16 protein-coding genes and 2 tRNA genes are annotated in these 18,054 nt (G+C 68.0%); 6 read left to right on the forward strand and 12 right to left on the reverse strand.

The window, feature by feature from the left end:
* Positions 1-7: 7 nt before the first annotated feature.
* A complete protein-coding gene (locus tag Q8S38_RS24105) occupies positions 8-4,021 on the reverse strand; it encodes a Pls/PosA family non-ribosomal peptide synthetase (RefSeq protein ID WP_305682856.1) in 4,014 nt (1,337 codons plus the stop codon).
* A gap of 255 nt (positions 4,022-4,276) precedes the next feature.
* The gene (locus Q8S38_RS24110; protein ID WP_305682857.1) at positions 4,277-5,206 is read right to left on the reverse strand and encodes a histone deacetylase family protein; all 930 of its coding nucleotides are present in this window, start codon (positions 5,204-5,206) and stop codon (positions 4,277-4,279) included.
* A 225-nt stretch (positions 5,207-5,431) separates the two neighbouring features.
* Between Q8S38_RS24110 and Q8S38_RS24115 the strand changes: the two genes are divergently transcribed.
* The gene (locus Q8S38_RS24115; RefSeq protein ID WP_305682858.1) at positions 5,432-6,028 is read left to right on the forward strand and encodes a L,D-transpeptidase; all 597 of its coding nucleotides are present in this window, start codon (positions 5,432-5,434) and stop codon (positions 6,026-6,028) included.
* 24 nt (positions 6,029-6,052) lie between these two features.
* Here Q8S38_RS24115 and Q8S38_RS24120 read toward each other — a convergent pair whose 3' ends face one another.
* Entirely contained in the window at positions 6,053-6,946 is an 894-nt protein-coding gene (locus Q8S38_RS24120) for a metallophosphoesterase (RefSeq protein WP_305682859.1), read from the reverse strand.
* A gap of 467 nt (positions 6,947-7,413) precedes the next feature.
* Positions 7,414-8,793, reverse strand: coding sequence for an aspartate aminotransferase family protein (locus Q8S38_RS24125; RefSeq protein WP_305682860.1), 1,380 nt, complete (start codon positions 8,791-8,793; stop codon positions 7,414-7,416).
* Positions 8,794-9,015: 222 nt separating this feature from the next.
* On the opposite strand from Q8S38_RS24125, the gene Q8S38_RS24130 reads away from it, so the two are divergent.
* Positions 9,016-9,537 (forward strand): YkgJ family cysteine cluster protein, encoded by a 522-nt coding sequence (locus Q8S38_RS24130; RefSeq protein WP_305682861.1) that lies wholly within the window; start codon positions 9,016-9,018, stop codon positions 9,535-9,537.
* Positions 9,538-9,564: 27 nt separating this feature from the next.
* Here Q8S38_RS24130 and Q8S38_RS24135 read toward each other — a convergent pair whose 3' ends face one another.
* Positions 9,565-9,966: a MarR family winged helix-turn-helix transcriptional regulator gene (locus Q8S38_RS24135; RefSeq protein ID WP_305682871.1), complete on the reverse strand. Its 402-nt coding sequence runs from the start codon at positions 9,964-9,966 to the stop codon at positions 9,565-9,567.
* Positions 9,967-10,153: 187 nt separating this feature from the next.
* Here Q8S38_RS24135 and Q8S38_RS24140 point away from each other — a divergent pair, with 187 nt between their 5' ends.
* A complete protein-coding gene (locus tag Q8S38_RS24140; protein ID WP_305682862.1) occupies positions 10,154-10,930 on the forward strand; it encodes a DUF1499 domain-containing protein in 777 nt (258 codons plus the stop codon).
* 3 nt (positions 10,931-10,933) lie between these two features.
* On the opposite strand, the gene Q8S38_RS24145 is transcribed toward Q8S38_RS24140, so the two are convergent.
* Complete coding sequence (locus Q8S38_RS24145) at positions 10,934-11,848, reverse strand: MBL fold metallo-hydrolase (protein ID WP_305682863.1); 915 nt, start codon at positions 11,846-11,848, stop codon at positions 10,934-10,936.
* A gap of 140 nt (positions 11,849-11,988) precedes the next feature.
* On the opposite strand from Q8S38_RS24145, the gene Q8S38_RS24150 reads away from it, so the two are divergent.
* Entirely contained in the window at positions 11,989-12,615 is a 627-nt protein-coding gene (locus Q8S38_RS24150; RefSeq protein WP_305682864.1) for a biotin transporter BioY, read from the forward strand.
* 89 nt (positions 12,616-12,704) lie between these two features.
* Here Q8S38_RS24150 and Q8S38_RS24155 read toward each other — a convergent pair whose 3' ends face one another.
* Positions 12,705-12,842 (reverse strand): hypothetical protein, encoded by a 138-nt coding sequence (locus Q8S38_RS24155; RefSeq protein ID WP_305682865.1) that lies wholly within the window; start codon positions 12,840-12,842, stop codon positions 12,705-12,707.
* A gap of 137 nt (positions 12,843-12,979) precedes the next feature.
* Here Q8S38_RS24155 and Q8S38_RS24160 point away from each other — a divergent pair, with 137 nt between their 5' ends.
* A complete protein-coding gene (locus Q8S38_RS24160; RefSeq protein ID WP_305682866.1) occupies positions 12,980-13,633 on the forward strand; it encodes a hypothetical protein in 654 nt (217 codons plus the stop codon).
* Between the two features lie 103 nt (positions 13,634-13,736).
* Here the strand turns inward: Q8S38_RS24160 and Q8S38_RS24165 are convergent.
* Positions 13,737-13,813, reverse strand: a tRNA-Pro gene (locus Q8S38_RS24165).
* Between the two features lie 182 nt (positions 13,814-13,995).
* Between Q8S38_RS24165 and Q8S38_RS24170 the strand changes: the two genes are divergently transcribed.
* A tRNA-Gln gene (locus tag Q8S38_RS24170) sits at positions 13,996-14,070 on the forward strand.
* A 61-nt stretch (positions 14,071-14,131) separates the two neighbouring features.
* Here the strand turns inward: Q8S38_RS24170 and Q8S38_RS24175 are convergent.
* The 4 genes from Q8S38_RS24175 to Q8S38_RS24190 all read right to left on the reverse strand — a co-directional run.
* Positions 14,132-14,830, reverse strand: coding sequence for a VIT1/CCC1 transporter family protein (locus Q8S38_RS24175; protein ID WP_305682867.1), 699 nt, complete (start codon positions 14,828-14,830; stop codon positions 14,132-14,134).
* A complete protein-coding gene (locus Q8S38_RS24180) occupies positions 14,827-16,734 on the reverse strand; it encodes a heavy metal translocating P-type ATPase (RefSeq protein WP_305682868.1) in 1,908 nt (635 codons plus the stop codon). The genes Q8S38_RS24175 and Q8S38_RS24180 overlap by 4 nt, the downstream gene beginning before the upstream one ends.
* Before the next feature lie 5 nt (positions 16,735-16,739).
* Entirely contained in the window at positions 16,740-17,720 is a 981-nt protein-coding gene (locus tag Q8S38_RS24185; protein ID WP_159964028.1) for an FAD:protein FMN transferase, read from the reverse strand.
* Positions 17,701-18,054: ferredoxin reductase domain-containing protein (locus tag Q8S38_RS24190; protein ID WP_465247606.1), on the reverse strand; the 354-nt coding region annotated here is incomplete at its 5' end. The genes Q8S38_RS24190 and Q8S38_RS24185, both read right to left, overlap by 20 nt.

The following is an 18,054-nucleotide window of genomic DNA, read 5'->3' on the forward strand; positions in this document are numbered from 1 at the left end:
TTTCAACTCAATGCCCAGCCGCCGCCTTCGCCGGCACGGCCGGCGCGCCTTCCCAGCGCGTATGCGCCGGCAGGTTTTCGCCCTTCATGATCACCGTGAGCAGGCCGATCTGCGCGAAATCCCCGACGCGGGTGTCGTAGAGCACCGTTGCCGCCGCCCCGACGCAGACGCCCTTGCCCAGATGCACCCGGCCGACCTTCATCACGCGGTCCTCGTAGAGATGCGTCTGCAGCGCCGAATGGGCGTTGATCTGACAGAAATCGCCGACGGTGACGCAATCGAACTCGGTGATGTCGGTCATGTCCATCCAGACGCCCCGGCCGAACTTGGCGCCGAAAAGTCGCAGGAACCAGGGCAGGAACGGCGTGCCGCGCAGATACTCGAACAGCACCTTCCCACCCAGCCCCGAATAGAGCACCGCGATCGATTCCGTCCGCATCGCCCACCACGACCACATCGGCTTCATCAGGGGCTTGTAGACGCCCATCATCAGCCATTTGATCGCGACGCAGATCAGCGCCTGCGCCACGGCGATGACCACCGCGACCGCCATGAAGGACAACACGAGCCCCAGCCAGTCGCGCTGGTTGATCCTCTCCTGCAAGACGAGATCGACCGCGATCGTCCCGAAGGTGATGAACAGCATCGCCGGGAAGGAGGTGTGCAGCGCCTCGAACACGCCTCGCAGCGTCTGCTTCTTCCAGGATGGCTGATAGGTCCAGTTCGCGCCGAGATCGACCTTCTGCCGGTTCGGCAGCTGTATCGGCGGCGAGCCGAACCAGGTGTCGCCGGGCTTCATCAGGTCGTTGGCCGGCGGCTTCGACTTGATGCCGATCAGCACGCGGTCTGGAATCTGCGCGCCCGGCGGCACGACGGCGTCGTTGCCGACGAAGACCTGGTCGCCGGTGCGGGTCATGTCGAGGCGCATATAGCCGCGCCGCATGTCCTCGTCGCCGAAGACGACCTCGTCGGCGATGAAGTTGCCGGCGCCGATCCCGGTCACGTCGTAGCGTCCCGACAGATTGGTCGAGATTTCCGAGCCCTTGCCGATCTTGGCGCCCATCATCCGGTACCAGGCCCGCATGTAGATCGTCGCAAACAGCGAGGAGAGCGTCTCGAGCGTCACCTCCGTCGCCAGGCCGACCGTCCATTTGCGGGCGAAGAACGCGGAGTGGATCGAATAGGACCCTGACGAAACGCGCGGCAGGATCGCCCAGCGCAGGCCCGCGATCAGGAACACCGTCAGCGTGATCAGGCCGATCGCGGTCGGCCAGGTCAGGAGCGGCAGGTACCAGAGATAGCTGATCTCCGACCAGGTCGAGATCCAGTCGTCGATCTTGTCGAACAGCATGAAGGCGGGGAAGATCGGCAGCAGGCTGACCGGGGGCAGAACGATCAGCATCAGGATGTAGAAGGCCGTCATCGCCGCGCGCCGGCGCGGGCTCGCTTCGGCCTGCGGCGGCAGGGCCGCCAGATCGACCATGCCGATCTTGCGCCCGGGCGAACCGTCCCAGATTTCGGCCTCGCCGACATGCCCGCCGACCGGCACGGTCGTCAGGTCGAGCAATTCGGCATGGTCGGAGACGACACAGTCATGACCGAACACGACGGATGACCCGGCATAGACATCCTTGCCGATGGTGATCCGGCCGATGACCAGCTTGTCGCCGATCGCCTCGGCATTGGCGAAGGTCGTCTTGGCGCCCAGCGAGGCGCCGTCTCCGATGCTGATCAGGTCGATCGCACCCGCCTCGTAATCGGAGATGATCACGTCGCGGCCGACCTTGGCCCCGAGCAGCCGCCAGTAGAACCGCATCACCGGGCTGGACTGCAGCCATTTGATGTGGACGAGGCCGGCGATGCGCGATGCGAACCACCAGCGGAAATAATAGACGCCCCAGAGCGGATAGACGCCTGGCCGTGTCCGCCCGAGGACGATCCATTTCAGCCCGATCGCGATGAATCCTGTGACGATGGTGATGGCGACATAGACACCCAGCAGCGCCGCGACCTGCGCCGGCAGCGCCAGTTCCTCGCCCGAAATCAGCATGTAGGTGACGAAGATGCCGAGCCACTGCGCCGTCGACAGGCCGATGATGACCGGCAGGACGGCGGCCTGGGCGCAGCCGCAGAGAAAGCGCCGCAGGAAAGGCGGCGGCGTGAACGACAGGTCGAGCGTCTCGCCGACGCCGCGCTCGTCCAGCAAGGCCGCCATGCCGCGAAGGCTGCGGGCGCCATAGACGTCCTGCAGCGTGATTCCGGCATAGGCGGGCGTTTCGCGCACGAGCGAAATGAACCGCGCCGCTAGCAGCGAGTGACCGCCGAGATCGACGAAAAAATCCGCCTCCAGGGGCAGGCTCGACGCACCGAGCACGCGCTTTGCGGCCTCCAGCAGCGCCGCCTCGGTGGCGTTGCGCGGCGGCTCCTGTTCGCCCGCCGCACTCGGCGCGGTCAGCGGCGCAGCCTTGAGCATGCGGCGGTCGATCTTGCCCGACACCATGCGCGGCAGCGAGCCGACGGCCTCGAAATGCGCCGGCACCATATAGGGCGGTAGCTTGTCTCGCAGCGCGGCGCGCAGCACCGCGCCATCGACGGCGATGCCGGGCTCGGCGACGACGAAGGCGACGAGACGCTCGATCTCGTCGTCGACGCGCATCACCACCGCGGCCTGGTTGACCCCGGGTTCGTCGGCCAGTTTCGATTCGATCTCGCCCAGCTCGACGCGGAAGCCGCGAATCTTGATCTGGTCGTCGATGCGGCCGTGGAAGACGATGTTGCCGGCCTCGTCGAGGCTGACGGCATCGCCCGAGCGGTAGAGCACCGGGTCGTCCTCGCCCAGGACAGCGCCGAACGGGTTGGCGATGAACTTCTCCGCCGTCAGTTCCGGCCGGCCATGATAGCCGCGCGCCACGCCCGGGCCGCCGATCAGCAATTCGCCCTGCTCGCCCCGCCCAACCAGCTGCATCGCCTCGTTGACGATGTAGGCGGTGTAATTGGCGATCGGCCGGCCGATGGTGACGGTCTCGCCGGGCATGATCACGGCGGCGGTCGCCACCACCGTCGCCTCCGTCGGCCCATAGGTGTTGAGGATGCGGCGGCCGGGCTTCGACCATTTCTGCACGGTCGCGGGCGGCAGCGCCTCGCCACCGAGCAGGATCAGCTTCAGCGACGGTATGTCGGTGGGCAGGATGCCGAGCAGGGTCGGCACGGTATCGATCACGGTGACGCCGGCTGCCGTCAGGAGCGCCGGCAGCTTCTCGGCGTCGCCCATCGTCTCGGGGCTCGCGACATAGAGCGTCGCACCGACGAGATAGGGCGTCCAGATCTCCTCCATCGACAGGTCGAAGGCGACCGAAGCCCCCTGGAAGACGATGTCGTCGGGCCCGATGCCGTAGAGCGCGTTGCCCGCGCGCAGGAAGTGGCAGATGTTGCGATGGCTGATGACGATCGCCTTGGGCGTGCCGGTCGAGCCCGAGGTGTAGATCAGATAGGCGGGCTGGTCGGGGGTCAGCCCGACAGCCCGGGCCGGCATCGCAGCTCCGTCATCGCCGGCCGCAAGGGCCTCCGGCGTCCAGACGACCCGTTCGGTTGCCGCCGCCCGTCCCTGCCAGGCTGCCGCGGTGACGATGCCCTTCGCCTCGGCGTCGGCGAGGCAGATGGCGATGCGATCGACCGGGGCCTCCGCATCGAACGGCACCCAGGCCGCGCCCGCCCGCGTGATCGCGATCTGCGCGATCAGCAGGTCGATGCCGCGCGGCATCCACAGACCGACGAGATCGCCCGGGCCGACGCCTTGCAGCGCAAGCCCGCGGGCCTGCCGGCCCGCCTCCGCCCAGACCTCGTCATAGCTCAGCTGCCGCGATGCATCGACCATCGCAGCGTGGCCGCCGCGCGCCGCGACGCTCGCCGCGAGGATCTCGCCCAGCACCTCGTCGCGGAGGAGGTCGGGACGCTTCTCGCCCGCCATCATCGCGAGAATGGTCGTGCCCGCCGGATCTGCCGTGGCCGGCAGCATGCTCATGTCGTTCATCGTATCCCGCTGCGATCAGGCTCGTCACATCGCAAAGCGGCGCGTTTGGCGCCCTGAGATCTGACCGAAGCTGCCCCACACCTCGTTTGCCGCCGACTGCGCATCTTTCGATGCGTCCGACTGGTCGTTTCCCCTGGCCGAGAGACTTACCGCACCGCAACCCAACCCTGCCGCGCTTCTCCTGCGCGGAAACCCGTGAACCCCTGATGAACGCCACCTGTTCCCCGCCTGCGGCGAAGCCGGCGGTCAGCCGCGCATCAGCGCCATGACATGGGCAGCCGCAGAGCGGGACAAGCCCTCGAGGTCGTAGCCGCCCTCGAGCACGGAGACGATTCGCCCCCGGCAGGACCGGTCGGCAATCTCCATCAGTTGCTGCGTCGCCCAGGCGAAATCAGGCTCCTTCAGGTTGAGGTTGGCCAGCGGATCGCGCCAATGCGCATCGAAACCAGCCGAAATGATGATCAAATCCGGCCTGAAATCGGCGATCCGCGGTAAAAGCACTGACTCCATCGCCTCGCGGAAGGCGTCGGACCCGTCGCCGGCGCGCAGGGGCGCATTGACGACGGTACCATGCTCGCCACGCTCGGAGGCCTCCCCCGTTCCCGGATAGAGCGGCATCTCGTGGCTCGATGCATACAGCACGCTCGGATCGTTCCAGAAGATCTCCTGCGTGCCGTTGCCGTGATGCACGTCCCAGTCGATGATCGCGACGCGCTCGGCGCCATGGCGCCGCTGCGCGTGCCTCGCAGCGATGGCCGCGCTGTTGAAGAAGCAAAACCCCATTGCCTTGACGCTTTCGGCATGGTGGCCTGGCGGCCGCATGGCGCTGAAGGCGTTCGCCACCCGGCCCGTCATCACCTCGTCGACCGCCTGCACCGCGCCGCCGACACCATGCAGAACGGCCTCGATCGTTCCCGGCGACATCACCGTGTCGGCGTCGACCTCGACCAGCCCGCTCAGAGGCGAGGCGGCGAGAATCCGCTCGGCGAAATCGCGGGGATGGCACAGCGCGATCTGCTCCAGCGTTGCCGGCAGGGCGCTCTCGCGGATCAGGGGGGCGAACCGCTCGCTTTCGAGCGCTGCTTCGACGGCCCGCAGGCGATCGGGGCGTTCGGGATGCCCCGGCGGCGTCTCATGCCGCAGGCTGGAGGGGTGTGTGATCAGAAGTGTCGTCACCGCGCGGCCTTTTTCGATGGTTTGGACAACAGAAGCGTGACTGGATGGCCACGGTGCAGTGCGAAAAGCTCAATTCCGCAAACCTTGCAGGAACCCAAATTGCACCGGCCCGGTTTCAGGCCTAGACACGCATCGGGTCGGGTTGGTCCTGCTTGGATCGACGAATACGAAGCGTTAACCCTGAATTCAGCATAAAGATTGCCTTCGGGCCGCTTGGTGGACGTGATGAAACAGACCGTGATCCTTGCTCTGGCGGTATCGACCCTTCTCGGGGCGTGCCAGTACAAGAGCGTCAACGCCCCGGCCCTGTCGGCGCGTGATGCCGAGTACATCGCGCTGGTGCCGAAATTCGAGCATCACCTCACGCATCTGCCTTATGAAATCAGCGATCCGACGGGCCAGCCTCCCGGCACGATCATCATCGATACGAAAGAGAAGTATCTCTATTACGTCCTGCCGAACAAGAAGGCGATCCGCTACGGCGTGGCCACCGGTGACGAAGCGTTCGGCTGGACGGGCGAAGCCATCGTCCAGCGCAAGGCGGAATGGCCGCGCTGGACACCGCCGGCCGAAATGATCGCCCGCTGGCCGCATCTGGCGCCGCGCGCCGGCGGCATGGAGGGCGGCCCCGACAACCCGCTCGGCGCCCGCGCGCTCTATCTGTACCAGAACGGCCGCGACACCCTCTACCGCATCCATGGCACGAACGAGCCCGAGACGATCGGCCGCTCCGCCTCCTCCGGCTGCATCCGGATGCGCAATATCGACGTGATCGACCTGTTCAACCGCGTGCCCAACGGCACCAAGGTCATCGTCACCTGAACGGACGGCTGGGGAACGCGGCCCTCAGCCCAGTTCGATCAGGACGATCTCCGGCGGGATGCCGAAGCGGATCGGCAACTGGCTGGTGCCGATTCCGGCCGAGACGACGAGATCGCGCCCCTGCTCCCGGACATGGCCGTAGGCGTAGCGGTTGCCATAGCGCGACGGCACGATCGGCGCCCAGCCCAGCAGCCTGACCTGCCCGCCATGGGTGTGCCCTGACAGGGTCAGGGCCACCCGCTCGGGCATGCGCGCGAAGACGTCGGGTTCATGCGCCATCATGATGACGGGCGCGCCGTCGTCGCGGATCTGCGCCAGCGTGCCGGGCAGGTCGTCGACGCCGTTCGGGCGGCCGCGCAATCGCGGCAGGAAGGCGATCTGGTCGCCGAGCCCGGCAAGCCAGACCGGCCCGGCCGCAGTCTCCAGCCGCAGCGCCCGGTTCTCGAGAACCGGAATGCCGCCCCGTTCCAAGGCGAGCCCGACCTGCGTCGGACCCGAGCGCGCGCTCTGCGTCGGCGCATCATGCCACCAGTCATGGTTGCCCAGAACCGCGAAGACGCCGTCGCGGGCCTGGAGCCGCGCCAGTTCCGTCACCCAGTCGCCCAGCGGCGGGTCGGAGGCGATGCGATTGCGGCTGGCGACGAAATCCCCCAGCAGCAGCGTCAGATCGGGGTTGAGCGCATTCGTCGCATCGACGATCTCGGCAACCCGCGACAGGGGCACATGGAGCGAGCCGATATGCAGGTCCGAAATCACCGCCAGACGGAGCCGGCGCCCTTGCGGCCAGCCGCTCGGCGAAAATCGGTAGCGGGTGACGCCAAACCGGCTGGGTTCCCAGACGGCGGCATAGGCCCCCGTTCCCGCAAAGGCCAAAAAAAGACCGGCGAGAGTTTTGAGAACTCTGCGCCGGTCAATCATGAGGGGTCTCGAAGAAATGTCGAAGGTCAGTCGTGGAAACCGTTGCGAAGGACACCGGCGAGCCGGGATGGTGCATCCTTCGTACGGAGATCCAACGCGGATGGAGCGCGTCTTGTTCCAGCAGCCAATGCGGGAAAAGCGATGGGACGGAACCAGGAGGCATAGGCTTCCCTGGCACAGTGGTCGTGAAAACTTGCATGGGCATTCGTCTGGCGACGGGGGTGAGACGGGGTCATGGGCTCCGACTGCGTTGGCTGCACATTCGGCGAAGGCTCCTGGGCCCCCGCCGCATGTCAAACTGCCCCGCGATCGGGACGGCGCTGCGGCATGATCGTGATGCGTTCAAGGCGGATTGTGTCGCTTTTCACGCGCGCGCCACAATCGTAAACGAGCGCCCCCCGCTCCGACGGCGCCGGGCCGTGGCTGCCCTGCCACGCCCTGCTGCCGTTACGGGGGCCACCGGGTTCTCAGGCCGCGAGCAGGCCTTCCGTCTTGGCCCAGTTCAGCGTCTTGTCGAGGGCGCGCTCGTAGCGGTTGAACATCTCCTCGATCTCGGCCTCCTTCATCACCAGCGGCGGGCAGAACGCGACGCGGTCGCCCATGGCGCGCAGGATCAGGCCTTCCTGCTGGGCAAACAGCACCGATTTGGGGCCGACGCCCTTCTTGATCTCGAAGGAGGCCTTGGTCGCCTTGTCCTTGACCAGTTCGACGCCGCCGATCAGGCCGACGCCGCGCGCCTCGCCGACGAGCGGATGCTCCTCGAGCTTGTTGAGGCGGCGCAGGAAGGTCGGCGAAACGCTGCGGACGTGCTCGACGATCTTGTCGCGCTGGTAGATCTCCAGCGTCTTGACCGCGATCGCGCAGCCGACCGGGTGTCCGGCATAGGTGTTGCCATGGCCGAAGGTGCCGATCTTGCGGCTCTGGTCGACGAGAACCTCATAGACCTTTTCGTTCATCAGCACGGCGCTGAGGGGGAAATAGGCCGAGGTGATCTGCTTGGCGCAGGAGAGCGTGTCGGCGGCCAGCCCATAGGTCGTCGTGCCGAACATGTTGCCGGTGCGCCCGAAGCCGGTGATCACCTCGTCGGCGATGAACAGGATGTCGTATTTGGCCAGGATCGGGTTGATCTTCTCGAAATAGCCCGCCGGCGGGGTGATGGCGCCGCCCGCGCCCAGCACCGGTTCGGCGATGAAGGCGGCGACGGTGTCGGGCCCCTCGCGCAGGATCATCTCCTCGAGCTCGGCGGCCAGCCGCGACGAGAAATCCTGCTCGCTCTCGCCGGGTTCGGCGAAGCGGTAGTGATGCGGGCAGGAGGTGTGCAGGATGCCGGGCAGCGGCAGGTCGAAATCGATGTGGTTGTTGGGCAGGCCGGTCAGCGAGGCCGAGGCCACCGTGACGCCGTGATAGCCCTTCAGCCGCGAGATGATTTTCTTCTTCTGCGGCCGGCCGAGCGCATTGTTCATGTACCAGACGATCTTGACCTGGGTGTCGTTGGCGTCCGAGCCGGACGCGCCATAGAACACCTTCGAGATCGGGACGGGCGAAATCTCCTTCAGCTTCTCGGCCAGTTCGATCGCCGGATCGTGGCTGCGGCCGCCGAAGATGTGCTGGAAGGGCAGCTTCTTCATCTGCTCGTAGGCGGTCTCGATCAGCTCCTGGTTGGAGTAGCCGAGCGCGGTGCACCACAGCCCGGCCATGCCCTCGATGTATTCCTTGCCGGTCGAATCGTAGACATAGACGCCCTTGCCGCTCTCCAGCACCAGCGGACCGACCTCGCGATGGGCAGCGAGATTCGTGTAGGGGTGGACGAGGGTCTCGATGTCGCGGACGGCGAGGTTGGACAGCATCGTGTGGATCCCTGATACGAGTGGCGTCTGGCGCGATCATAGACCGCGCGAGACGCAAGCGCTGAGCGATTTTAACGCGCATCGGCGCAGACTCTGCCGCAGGGCCGCGCCGCCTGGCACGAACCGGGTGTTGCCAATGGGCCGGGGTGCTTCGGCGGTGGTTGCCAGCAGCCCGCGGCCTCGTCATCGTCAGCGTGCCAACAACCCCAGCGAAGGCAGGACATGATTGAAACGGCGACCGCGACGAGCCCGATCGCGCCCGGCCGCAGCTGCGGCACCTGCACCCTCTGCTGCAAGGTCTATGACGTGCCCGCCGTCGGTGCGACGGCTGGCAACTGGTGCCCCAACTGCCTGCCCGGGCGCGGCTGCAAGATCTACGAGGCGCGCCCGCAGCAATGTCGCAGCTTTCTGTGCCTGTGGATGACGCAGGACTTCCTCGGTCCGGACTGGAAGCCCGAAAAGGCGCGTTTCGTCCTGACGATGGACGCCATGACGCGCTGGCTCTTCGTCCAGGCCGATCCCGGGGCCGCACAGTCCTGGCGCAAGGAGCCCTATTACGACCAGCTCAAGCGCTGGGCCGCAGCCGGGAGCCGCCCGGTCATCGTGTTCGTCAGGAAGACGGCCACCGCGCTCACCGCCCATGGCGAAACGGTGCTGGGCGAGATCGCCGCCGATGAGCGCCTCGTGCTGCGCGACCTCCCCGGCGGCCGGCAAGTGGTGGAAAAGACCAGGATCGTGGCCTGACTCCGCAACGGTCGGCCGGGCTCGGCCTCAGCCCTCGTCGGCCATGCGCGCCAAGTCCCGCCAGGCGAGCACGAGCCGGTCGAGTTCCGCGAGATCCTGCCCCGGCAGCTTGCCCAGCGTCTGCGCGACAAAATCGCGCTGCGCCCGGATGCCCGCTTCCGCCAGCCGGCGTCCTTCCGGCGTCAGATGCATGGCGTAGGAACGCCGGTCCCCGGCGATGGCGCGCCGCTCGACCAGCCCCGCCTGGACCAGCCGGTCGACCAGGCCCGAGACGTTGCCCTTCGTGACATAGAGCCGCTCGGCGAGCTCGTTCTGGCTGATGCCCTCGCGCTCGGTCAGCGTCGACAGCAGGTCGAACTGCGGGATCGACAGGCCGAGCGCCCGGATTCGGCCGGTCATCTGGACCAGCATGCGCTGGTGCAGCCGCATGAAGCGGAACCAGACGCGGTCCGGTTCAGTCACGTCTGCGCGTGGCGTCGTCTTCGAATCCGGCACGGCCTGCCCCCCAACAAGATCGATCAGGCCTAAACCATCTCGCTGGCACAGGCGAGATGTGGCGTGCTCGCCTTTCGCTTGCGCCTTGCCTTCGCGCTGCGACGGTTGCACGACTGGCCTCATGCATCGCCGTCTCGTCTTCGAGGAGCCTGTCTCGCGCGCCGCGCTGTGGAGCCGGCGCCTGGCCTGGTTCGCGCTGGCGGTGCTGCTGCTCGCGCTCCTCGTCTTCCGCACCGGCGAGCCGAGCCGGGAGGGGCTGGCGCCGGTCGCCGCCGCCTATCTCGTCGTACTGCTGGCGCTCCTGCTCTCGCTCATGGCCTTCGCGCGGATCTGGCAGTCGGGCCATCGCGGCATCGGCATGGCCTCGGGCGCCTTCCTGCTCTGCCTGCTGATGCTCGCGCCGGCCGCCTATATCGGCTTCAGGGTCGCGACCCTGCCGGCGCTGGTCGACATCTCCACCGATATCGACGATCCTCCGGCCTTCAGCCGCTCGCGCATCGCGCTCGACGCCCGCGCCGGCCGCGTCCCGCCCGATGTCGCGCCGGAACGGCGGAGCCTGCAGCGCAGGGCCTATCCAAGGGCGGTGCCGATCGTGCTGGAAGTCACCGCCGACATGGCCTTCGACATCGCCAGGCGCGCCGCGCTCGCGCGGGGCTGGCAGGTGCTGGAAGCCACGCGCCCCGGCGGCCGCAGCGGGGCGGGCCGGATCGAGGCCGTGGCGCGGTCGCGCCTGCTGCGAACGGCGGAGGACATCACCATCCGCATCCGCCCGCGCGCCGATGGCAGCCGCATCGACATCCGCTCGGCGTCCCGCATCGGCCCGCATGATCTCGGCGGCAATGCCGCGCGAATCGCAGCCTTCACCGAAGAGGTCGATCTCCTGGTCGAGGCCCGCTGAGCCTCAGGCGAGGTGGTAGCGGCTGTCCAGCCCCGGCAGAGGCTCGTCGCAGACGACCACGCCACGCGCCACCAGATCCTCCAGCTGCGCCAGCACCGACAGCGCGGCGGCCCCGTGCAGCGCCGGCGGCAGGCCCTGATAGATCGGCGGCACCATCGCGTCGATTCGCGCGTCGCCCGCCCGCAGCCGCCCGAGGATCGCCGCCTCGCGCTGCCGGCGGTGCTGCACCAGCCCGCGCAGGAAGCGCTGCGGCTCTGTCACCGGGCCGCCATGGCCCGGCCGGTACAGGGCGTGATCCATGCCGCGCAGCGTCTCGATCGACGCCATATAGGCCGCCATCGAGCCGTCCGGCGGGGCGACAACCGAGGTCGACCAGGCCATAACATGGTCGCCGGAGAACAGGGTCGATTCCTCGGCCAGCGTGAAGGCGAGGTGGTTGGCGGTGTGGCCGGGCGTCGCGACCGCCGCCAGGCTCCAGCCCGGCCCGGTGATGGTGTCGCCCTGCGCCATCTCCTCGTCGGGGGCGTAGTCGCGGTCGGCGGCGGCATCCAGCCGGTTGATCTCGCCCTGCGCGAGTTCGCGGGACGCGCGATGCGGCCCGCAGCCGACCACGATCGCCCCCGTCGCCGCCTTCAGCGCCGACACGGCGGGCGAATGGTCGCGATGGGTGTGCGTCACCACGATATGGCTGACGGTCTCGCCCGAGACGGCCGCCAGCAGCTTTTCGACATGGACGGCGTCGTCGGGGCCGGGATCGATGATCGCCACCCTGCCCTGCCCGACGATGTAGCTGCAGGTGCCGGTGAAGGTCATCGGCCCGCCATTGCCGGCGATGAGGCGGCGCACCAGCGGCGACAGCCGGGCGAGTTCGCCGGGCGGGGCGGTCGCGCTGCGGTCGAATTCGATCTCGTCGCTCATCGGTTGTCCTGCCGTCCGGCTTTGCCCATCCCGGCTCGGCCTGTTCGGGCGCACGGCGCCGCTTGTCCGGCTTTGCCGCATTTTCTATAGACGGGAAAGACGGTCGCGCGGCGCGGCCTCCCGAACAGGACGACATGCCCATGGCGCAGATGCTTCCCCTCCAGGCCCCGACGCTGGCCGGCGCCGCCCTTCCCGCCCTCGCCGATCCCCGCGCCGCCCTGCTGCGCAATGTCGCGCTCGCGGTCGCCGGAAGCCTGCTGCTGGTGCTCGCCGCCAAGATCAAGGTGCCGTTCTGGCCGGTGCCGATGACGCTGCAGACCCTCGTCGTGCTCGGCCTCGGCGCGGCTTACGGCTCGCGTCTGGGTGCCGCGACGGTCGCGCTCTACATCGCCTATGGTCTCGCCGGCTTCCCCGTCTTCACCAACACCCCGCCGGTCGCTGCCGGCCCGCTCTATCTCGTCGGCCCGACCGGCGGCTTCCTCGTCGGCTTCGTCGTGGCCGCCGCCATCGCCGGCTGGGCCGCCGCCCGCGACGCTTCGCTGCCGCGCCTCGTCGGCGGGCTGATCGCCGCCGAGATCGCGATGATGACGCTCGGTTTCGGCTGGCTGGCGCTGGGCGCGCAGATGGCCGCCGGCACGACCGGTATCGGCTTCGCCAAGGCCTTCGCCTTCGGCGTCCAGCCCTTCATCCTCGGCGATCTGCTGAAGCTCGCGCTGGTCGCCTGCCTCGCCCGCGCCGGCTGGTCGCTGCTGCAGCGCCGCGGCTGAAACGCCCTGACGCCCGAAAACGTGAAAGGCCGGGGCATACGCCCCGGCCTTTTTCATATCGGCCTCCGCGGCCCGGGGACAGCGGCAGCTCAGCCGCTGGGCGTCGAACTGCTGCAGGTCTTCTGCTCCGGGCCGGTGAAGAACGGACCGAAATTGCCGCATTTGTCGCAGCCGGCGAGCACGGTCGCGAGGCTGAGAATGCCGAGGAGGTGGATGACGCGCTTCATGGATCGGTCCTGCTGAGGGTGTCCGGCGATCCTAGAGGCTGGGCGCGCCGATGGCCACATCCTCGTCACCGGCGCCACCTTGCTCAGGGCCGAGAGGCCGAGCAGTATCGGCATCAGAGGACCACGGAGGCTGCGTTATGATCGTGCTGATACGCGTCGGGCTTGCCGCCTTCATGGTGCTACCGGTCACCGAGGTTGCCGCTCAGGACAAGACCGTGCCGATCCGCTTCAAGCCTGGCGCGACTGCGGCGACGATCAAGGGCGCCATCCGCGGCGACCGGGGCGTCAACTACACGGTCGAGGCCGCCGCGGGGCAGACGCTCCAGCTTCTGCTCTCCCCCTCGAACCTCTCCTGCTACATGAATGTCTACGCCCCGGGCGCCGAGGAGGCGGTGCATATCGGTTCAACGGCGGGGCATGAATTCAGACAAGGCACAACGCAGGCCGGAACCTATCGGACGCAAGTCTATCTGATGAGGAACGCCGCACGGCGAAACGAACGCTGCCGCTACACGCTCTCGATCGAACTCACCGGCAAGCCAGGGGGCACCAGCGTCGGCGTTCCCGACCCGACACTGCGCGCGCGCTGTATCGGCGAAGCCGCGCCGATGTATGGCGTGGCGCCCCGGCAGATCGCGCTCGCGCGCGTCGTGCAGCCATCCGCGGAGGGCGGCTACCAGATCGACGGCACGGCCAACAAGGGCCGCGAAGGCTTGAAGAAACTGCGCTGCCTCTTCACCGCCGACAGGCGTTTCGACCGGGTGATGGCGATGACACCCGACGGGCGCTGACCGCTCGACGCGTTGCAGGCAGCAAGAGGGCACCGCCAGCCCAAAGAAAAAGGCCCCGAAGGGCCCGTTCCGTCCGACGATCGTGAAGTCTCGGGAAAACCAGTGGTCGGAGTGGCAGGATTTGAACCTGCGACCCCCTCGTCCCGAACGAGGTGCTCTACCAGGCTGAGCCACACTCCGATTGACTGGTTGGCGGCTTATAGCCAGCGCCGCCGCACGGCGCAACAGGCTGACGGGCTCCCGATGTCGATTTATCCCCGACACCCTCCGGCCGGATCAAAGCCTCGATCGGCAAGCGCACAGCCGGCGACGATCTGGCAGGTTGCGAAAGACCCCGACGCGTTCTAGAAGGCGCGGCGCGTTGGGGCGTCGCCAAGCGGTAAGGCAGCGGTTTTTGGTACCGCCATTCGGAGGTTCGAATCCTCCCGCCCCAGCCAGCCCGCCTGATCATCCCGCAGAGCCCGCCTTAGCGTCCTGTAGGCCGTCAACGCTCGCCGCTCAAACAGCATGCCCGACCAGCACGCCGATGCCCCAGGTCGCGGCCATGGCGAAGGCGCCCCAGAACGTGACGCGGATCGTCGGCTTGACCATGTCGGCGCCGCCGATGCGGGCGCCGAGCGCGCCCAGCAGGGCCAGGCAGATCAGCGAACCGCCCGAAACCGCCCAGCTGATCGAGCCGGCGGGCGCCGTGACGGCAATGGCCAGGGGAATGGCGGCGCCGACCGCGAAGGTGGCGGCCGAGGTCAGGGCCGCCTGGACGGGCCGCGCGATGGTGTGACCGGCAAGGCCCAGCTCGTCGCGCGCATGCGCCGCGAAGGCGTCCTTCGCGGTCATCTGGATCGCGACCTCGCGGGCCAGCCCCGGATCGACGCCGCGCGCGACATAGATCTGAGTCAATTCCTCGAGCTCAGCCGCGGGCTGCTCGGCGAGTTCGCGGCGCTCGCGGCCCATATCAGCCTGCTCGGTGTCGGACTGCGAACTGACGGAGACATATTCGCCCGCCGCCATCGACATCGCGCCGGCGACGAGCCCGGCGACGCCCGCGACCATGACCTCGTCGGCGCTCTTGGCGGCGGCCGCGACGCCGACGACGAGGCTCGCGGTCGAGACAAGACCATCGTTGGCTCCGAGAACGGCGGCCCGCAACCAGCCGATGCGATGCACCATATGGATTTCAGAATGTGAGAGGCGGCTCATGGCTTGGCTCCTTGAACGATGTCTGCTTGCTCTGACATGATGGCCTGGGATTTGCCCGTAGCTGGCTCCTGCGGCGCGATGCGCAGCGCGCGCAGGGCGTTCAGGATCACGGCAACGTCGATCACTTCTTGCAGAAGCGCGCCCTGAACCGGCGTGAGGTAGCCGAAAGCGGCCGCGATCATGCCCATGACAGACAGGCCGATCCCGGCGACAACGCTTTCGACTGCGATCCGGCGGGAGGCGCGCGCGATCTCGATGCCGGGCCCCAGCCGGTCGATCCGGTCGACGAGCAGCACCACGTCGGCGGCCTCGGCCGAGGCCGCGGCGCCCCGTGCCCCCATTGCCACGCCTACATCGGCTGCGGCCAGGGCGGGCGCGTCGTTGACACCATCACCCACCATCATCACCGGCCCGTGTTTACGCTCGGAAAGCACCAGCAACACCTTTTGATCCGGCGTCAGACCGGCCCGCAGCCCGTCGAGGCCCAGCCCCTCGGTCACGCGCTCGGCCACGTCCGCGCGGTCGCCAGTAGCCAGAAGGATGCGCACGATCCCTTGACGGCGCAGACCGTCCAGCATCGCCCCCGCGCCCTCTCGCAACGGGTCAGACATCACCAGATGCCCCGCCAGGTGACCGTCAACTGCCACTGCGACAAGGACCGATCCGGCGCCCTTGGCGGGGTGATCGCCCGCCCTCTGCCCAACGCGGGACACAACGAAACCGTCACCACCGACGATCACGCTGTGGCCCTCGACATGACCCATGACCCCTTCACCCGGAAACTCGGCAACCTCGGATGGCACGGGCAACGAGAAGCCGCGCGCCTTCCCGGCCGCGACAATGGCCTGCGCAACAGGGTGCTTGGAGGCCTGATCGAGCGCAGCAGCGAAGCGCAGGATGTCGCCCTCGACCATGCCGTCGTGACTATCGATCGAGACGATCTGCGGCCGACCGTCGGTCAGCGTCCCCGTTTTGTCGAGGATCAGCGTGCGGATCCGCGCCATCGTCTCGAGCGGCCCTGCGCCCTTGATCAGCACGCCAAAATGCGCCGCACGCGAGAGACCCGCCACCAGCGCGACCGGCACGGCAAGGATCAGCGGACAGGGCGTGGCGACCACCAGCACGGCGACCGCGCGGATCGGATCGCCGGTGAACCACCAGGCCGCAAGGGCGATGCTGACGGTGACGACCAGAAACCCCAGCGACCAGCGGTCCGCCAGCCGGGACATCGGCGCTTTGGAGGCCTGCGCTTCCTCGACCAGGCGAACGATCCCGGCATAGGTGCTGTCCTTGGCTTCGCGCGTCGCCGTCAGGTCGAAGGCCTCGCCCGCATTGGTCGAGCCGCTCATGGCGTCGGCCCCGCGCGCCAGCCGGACTGGCAGGGACTCGCCGGTCAGCGCCGAGGTGTCGAGGAAGGCGGTGTCGGAGGCCACTGTGCCGTCTACCGGCACCACGTCGCCCTGCCGGATCAGCAGGCGATCACCGGGGGCGAGTTCGTCGAGCGGCACCTCCTCCAGCGCACCGTTGCGGTGCCGGGTCGCGGTCCGGGGCACGCGGGACAGGAGGTCCTGCATCGACCGACGGGCGCGGCCCTCTGCGAAGGCTTCGAGGAAGGTGCCGCCCGAATACATCACCGCAACGACCGCCGCTGCGAGCGTCTCGCCGAAGACGAGCGCCGCGGTCATGGAGAGCGCGGCGACGATATCGAGGCCCACCTCGCCGCGCCCAATGCTCCGGACGATTTCGACCACAAGCGCTGCGAGCGCGGGAACAACTCCTGCAATCCAGATCAGGTTCGCGATCTCTGGTTGGCCCGCAAGGTAGAATGCGAGTCCCACGATCAGCCCGGTTGCGGCCATCAGCAGGAGTGCGGTCTTGAAGCGATCGGTACGGGTCTGTTCCATGCGGCTCATCTTCCCCCGGCTGAGGCGATTGCCGCTGGTTCTTCGGAAAAAAGACGCCCGACTCCCACGCCCATTGCATTGCCTTCATCATCGCGCAGAAGAAACAGGGCGTCGAGTCCACGTTGTCTCGCGAGGTCCGCACCCCTCTCCGCACCGAGCACCATGAGCGCCGTCGCCCAAGCATCGGCCTCGGCACAGGTGCGGGCCACCACGGTGACGGAGGCCGGCGAGGCGATCAGCGGCGCGCCACGTCTCGGATCCATGGTATGCGACAGGCGGCGCCCCTGAACCTCGACCCAATGGCGGTAGTCACCGGAGGTCGCCACGGCGGCGTCCTGCAGCGCCAGAACCGAATGCGGCGTCCGGCGATCAGGGTCCGGCGCTTCTACCGCGATGATCCATGCCTCGCCATCGGGGCGCAGGCCCATGGCACGCATCTCACCGTCGATGCCGACAAGGGCGTCGGCAATCCCATGATCGCGCAAGGTCTCGGCGAGCCGGTCGACGGCATAGCCCTTGGCGATGCCGTTCAGATCCAGCGCAATGGGCGCGGTCTTGCGCAACTGCATCCCCTCGATCTCCAGCACCTCCTGCGCCGGGCGGCGGGGGGCGTCCATCACGGCGCGGATACCCTCGGGCGCGGCGGCCCCGGGCCCGAAACCCCAGGCCGTCACCGCATCGCCCATGCCGATATCGAAGGCCCCGCCCGAGGCGCGCCCGATCTCGAGCCCGAGGCGCAGGACCGCCCGCAGTTGCTCCGGCACCACCACCCAATCGTCCACCGGCGCCGCATTGATCCGCATGAGCGCGCTCTCCGCGTTCCACGTCGACATCTGCTTGTCCACCTCGTCGACAGCCGCCTGAAGGGCGGCACGGATTGCATCCGTGTCGCGGCCCCGATCCGCGAAGAACAGCGCCGACCAGCGCGTGCCCATGGTGGGGCCGTTCAGGGCGATGCGCGCGCGCTCAGTAGACATCTTCGACATACCGCCCCTCTGCCTTTAGGACTGCGGGCGTAAGCCCGGCAGGTGCGAGGATCTCGGCCAACGCATCGCTCACGCCCGTGGCCATGTCGCGCCCGCCGCAGACCATCACACGCGCCCCGTCGCAGATAAGCCGGGCCACCTGCGCCGCGTCGGCGCGCAAGGCGTCCTGCACATAACTGCGCCGCGCGCCGCGCGAGACGGCGGTGACAAGCCGGGTCAACCGCCCCTCAGCCTGCCAGCCGGGCATCTCTTCGCCATAGAAGAAATCGCTGTCCGCATGTCGCATCCCGAAAAACAGGTGCACGGGCCTGTGCCGCGCATTGCCGCGGATGAA

Origin of the sequence: Allobosea sp., assembly GCF_030695125.1 — a bacterium.
In the GTDB taxonomy this organism is placed as follows: domain Bacteria; phylum Pseudomonadota; class Alphaproteobacteria; order Rhizobiales; family Beijerinckiaceae; genus Allobosea.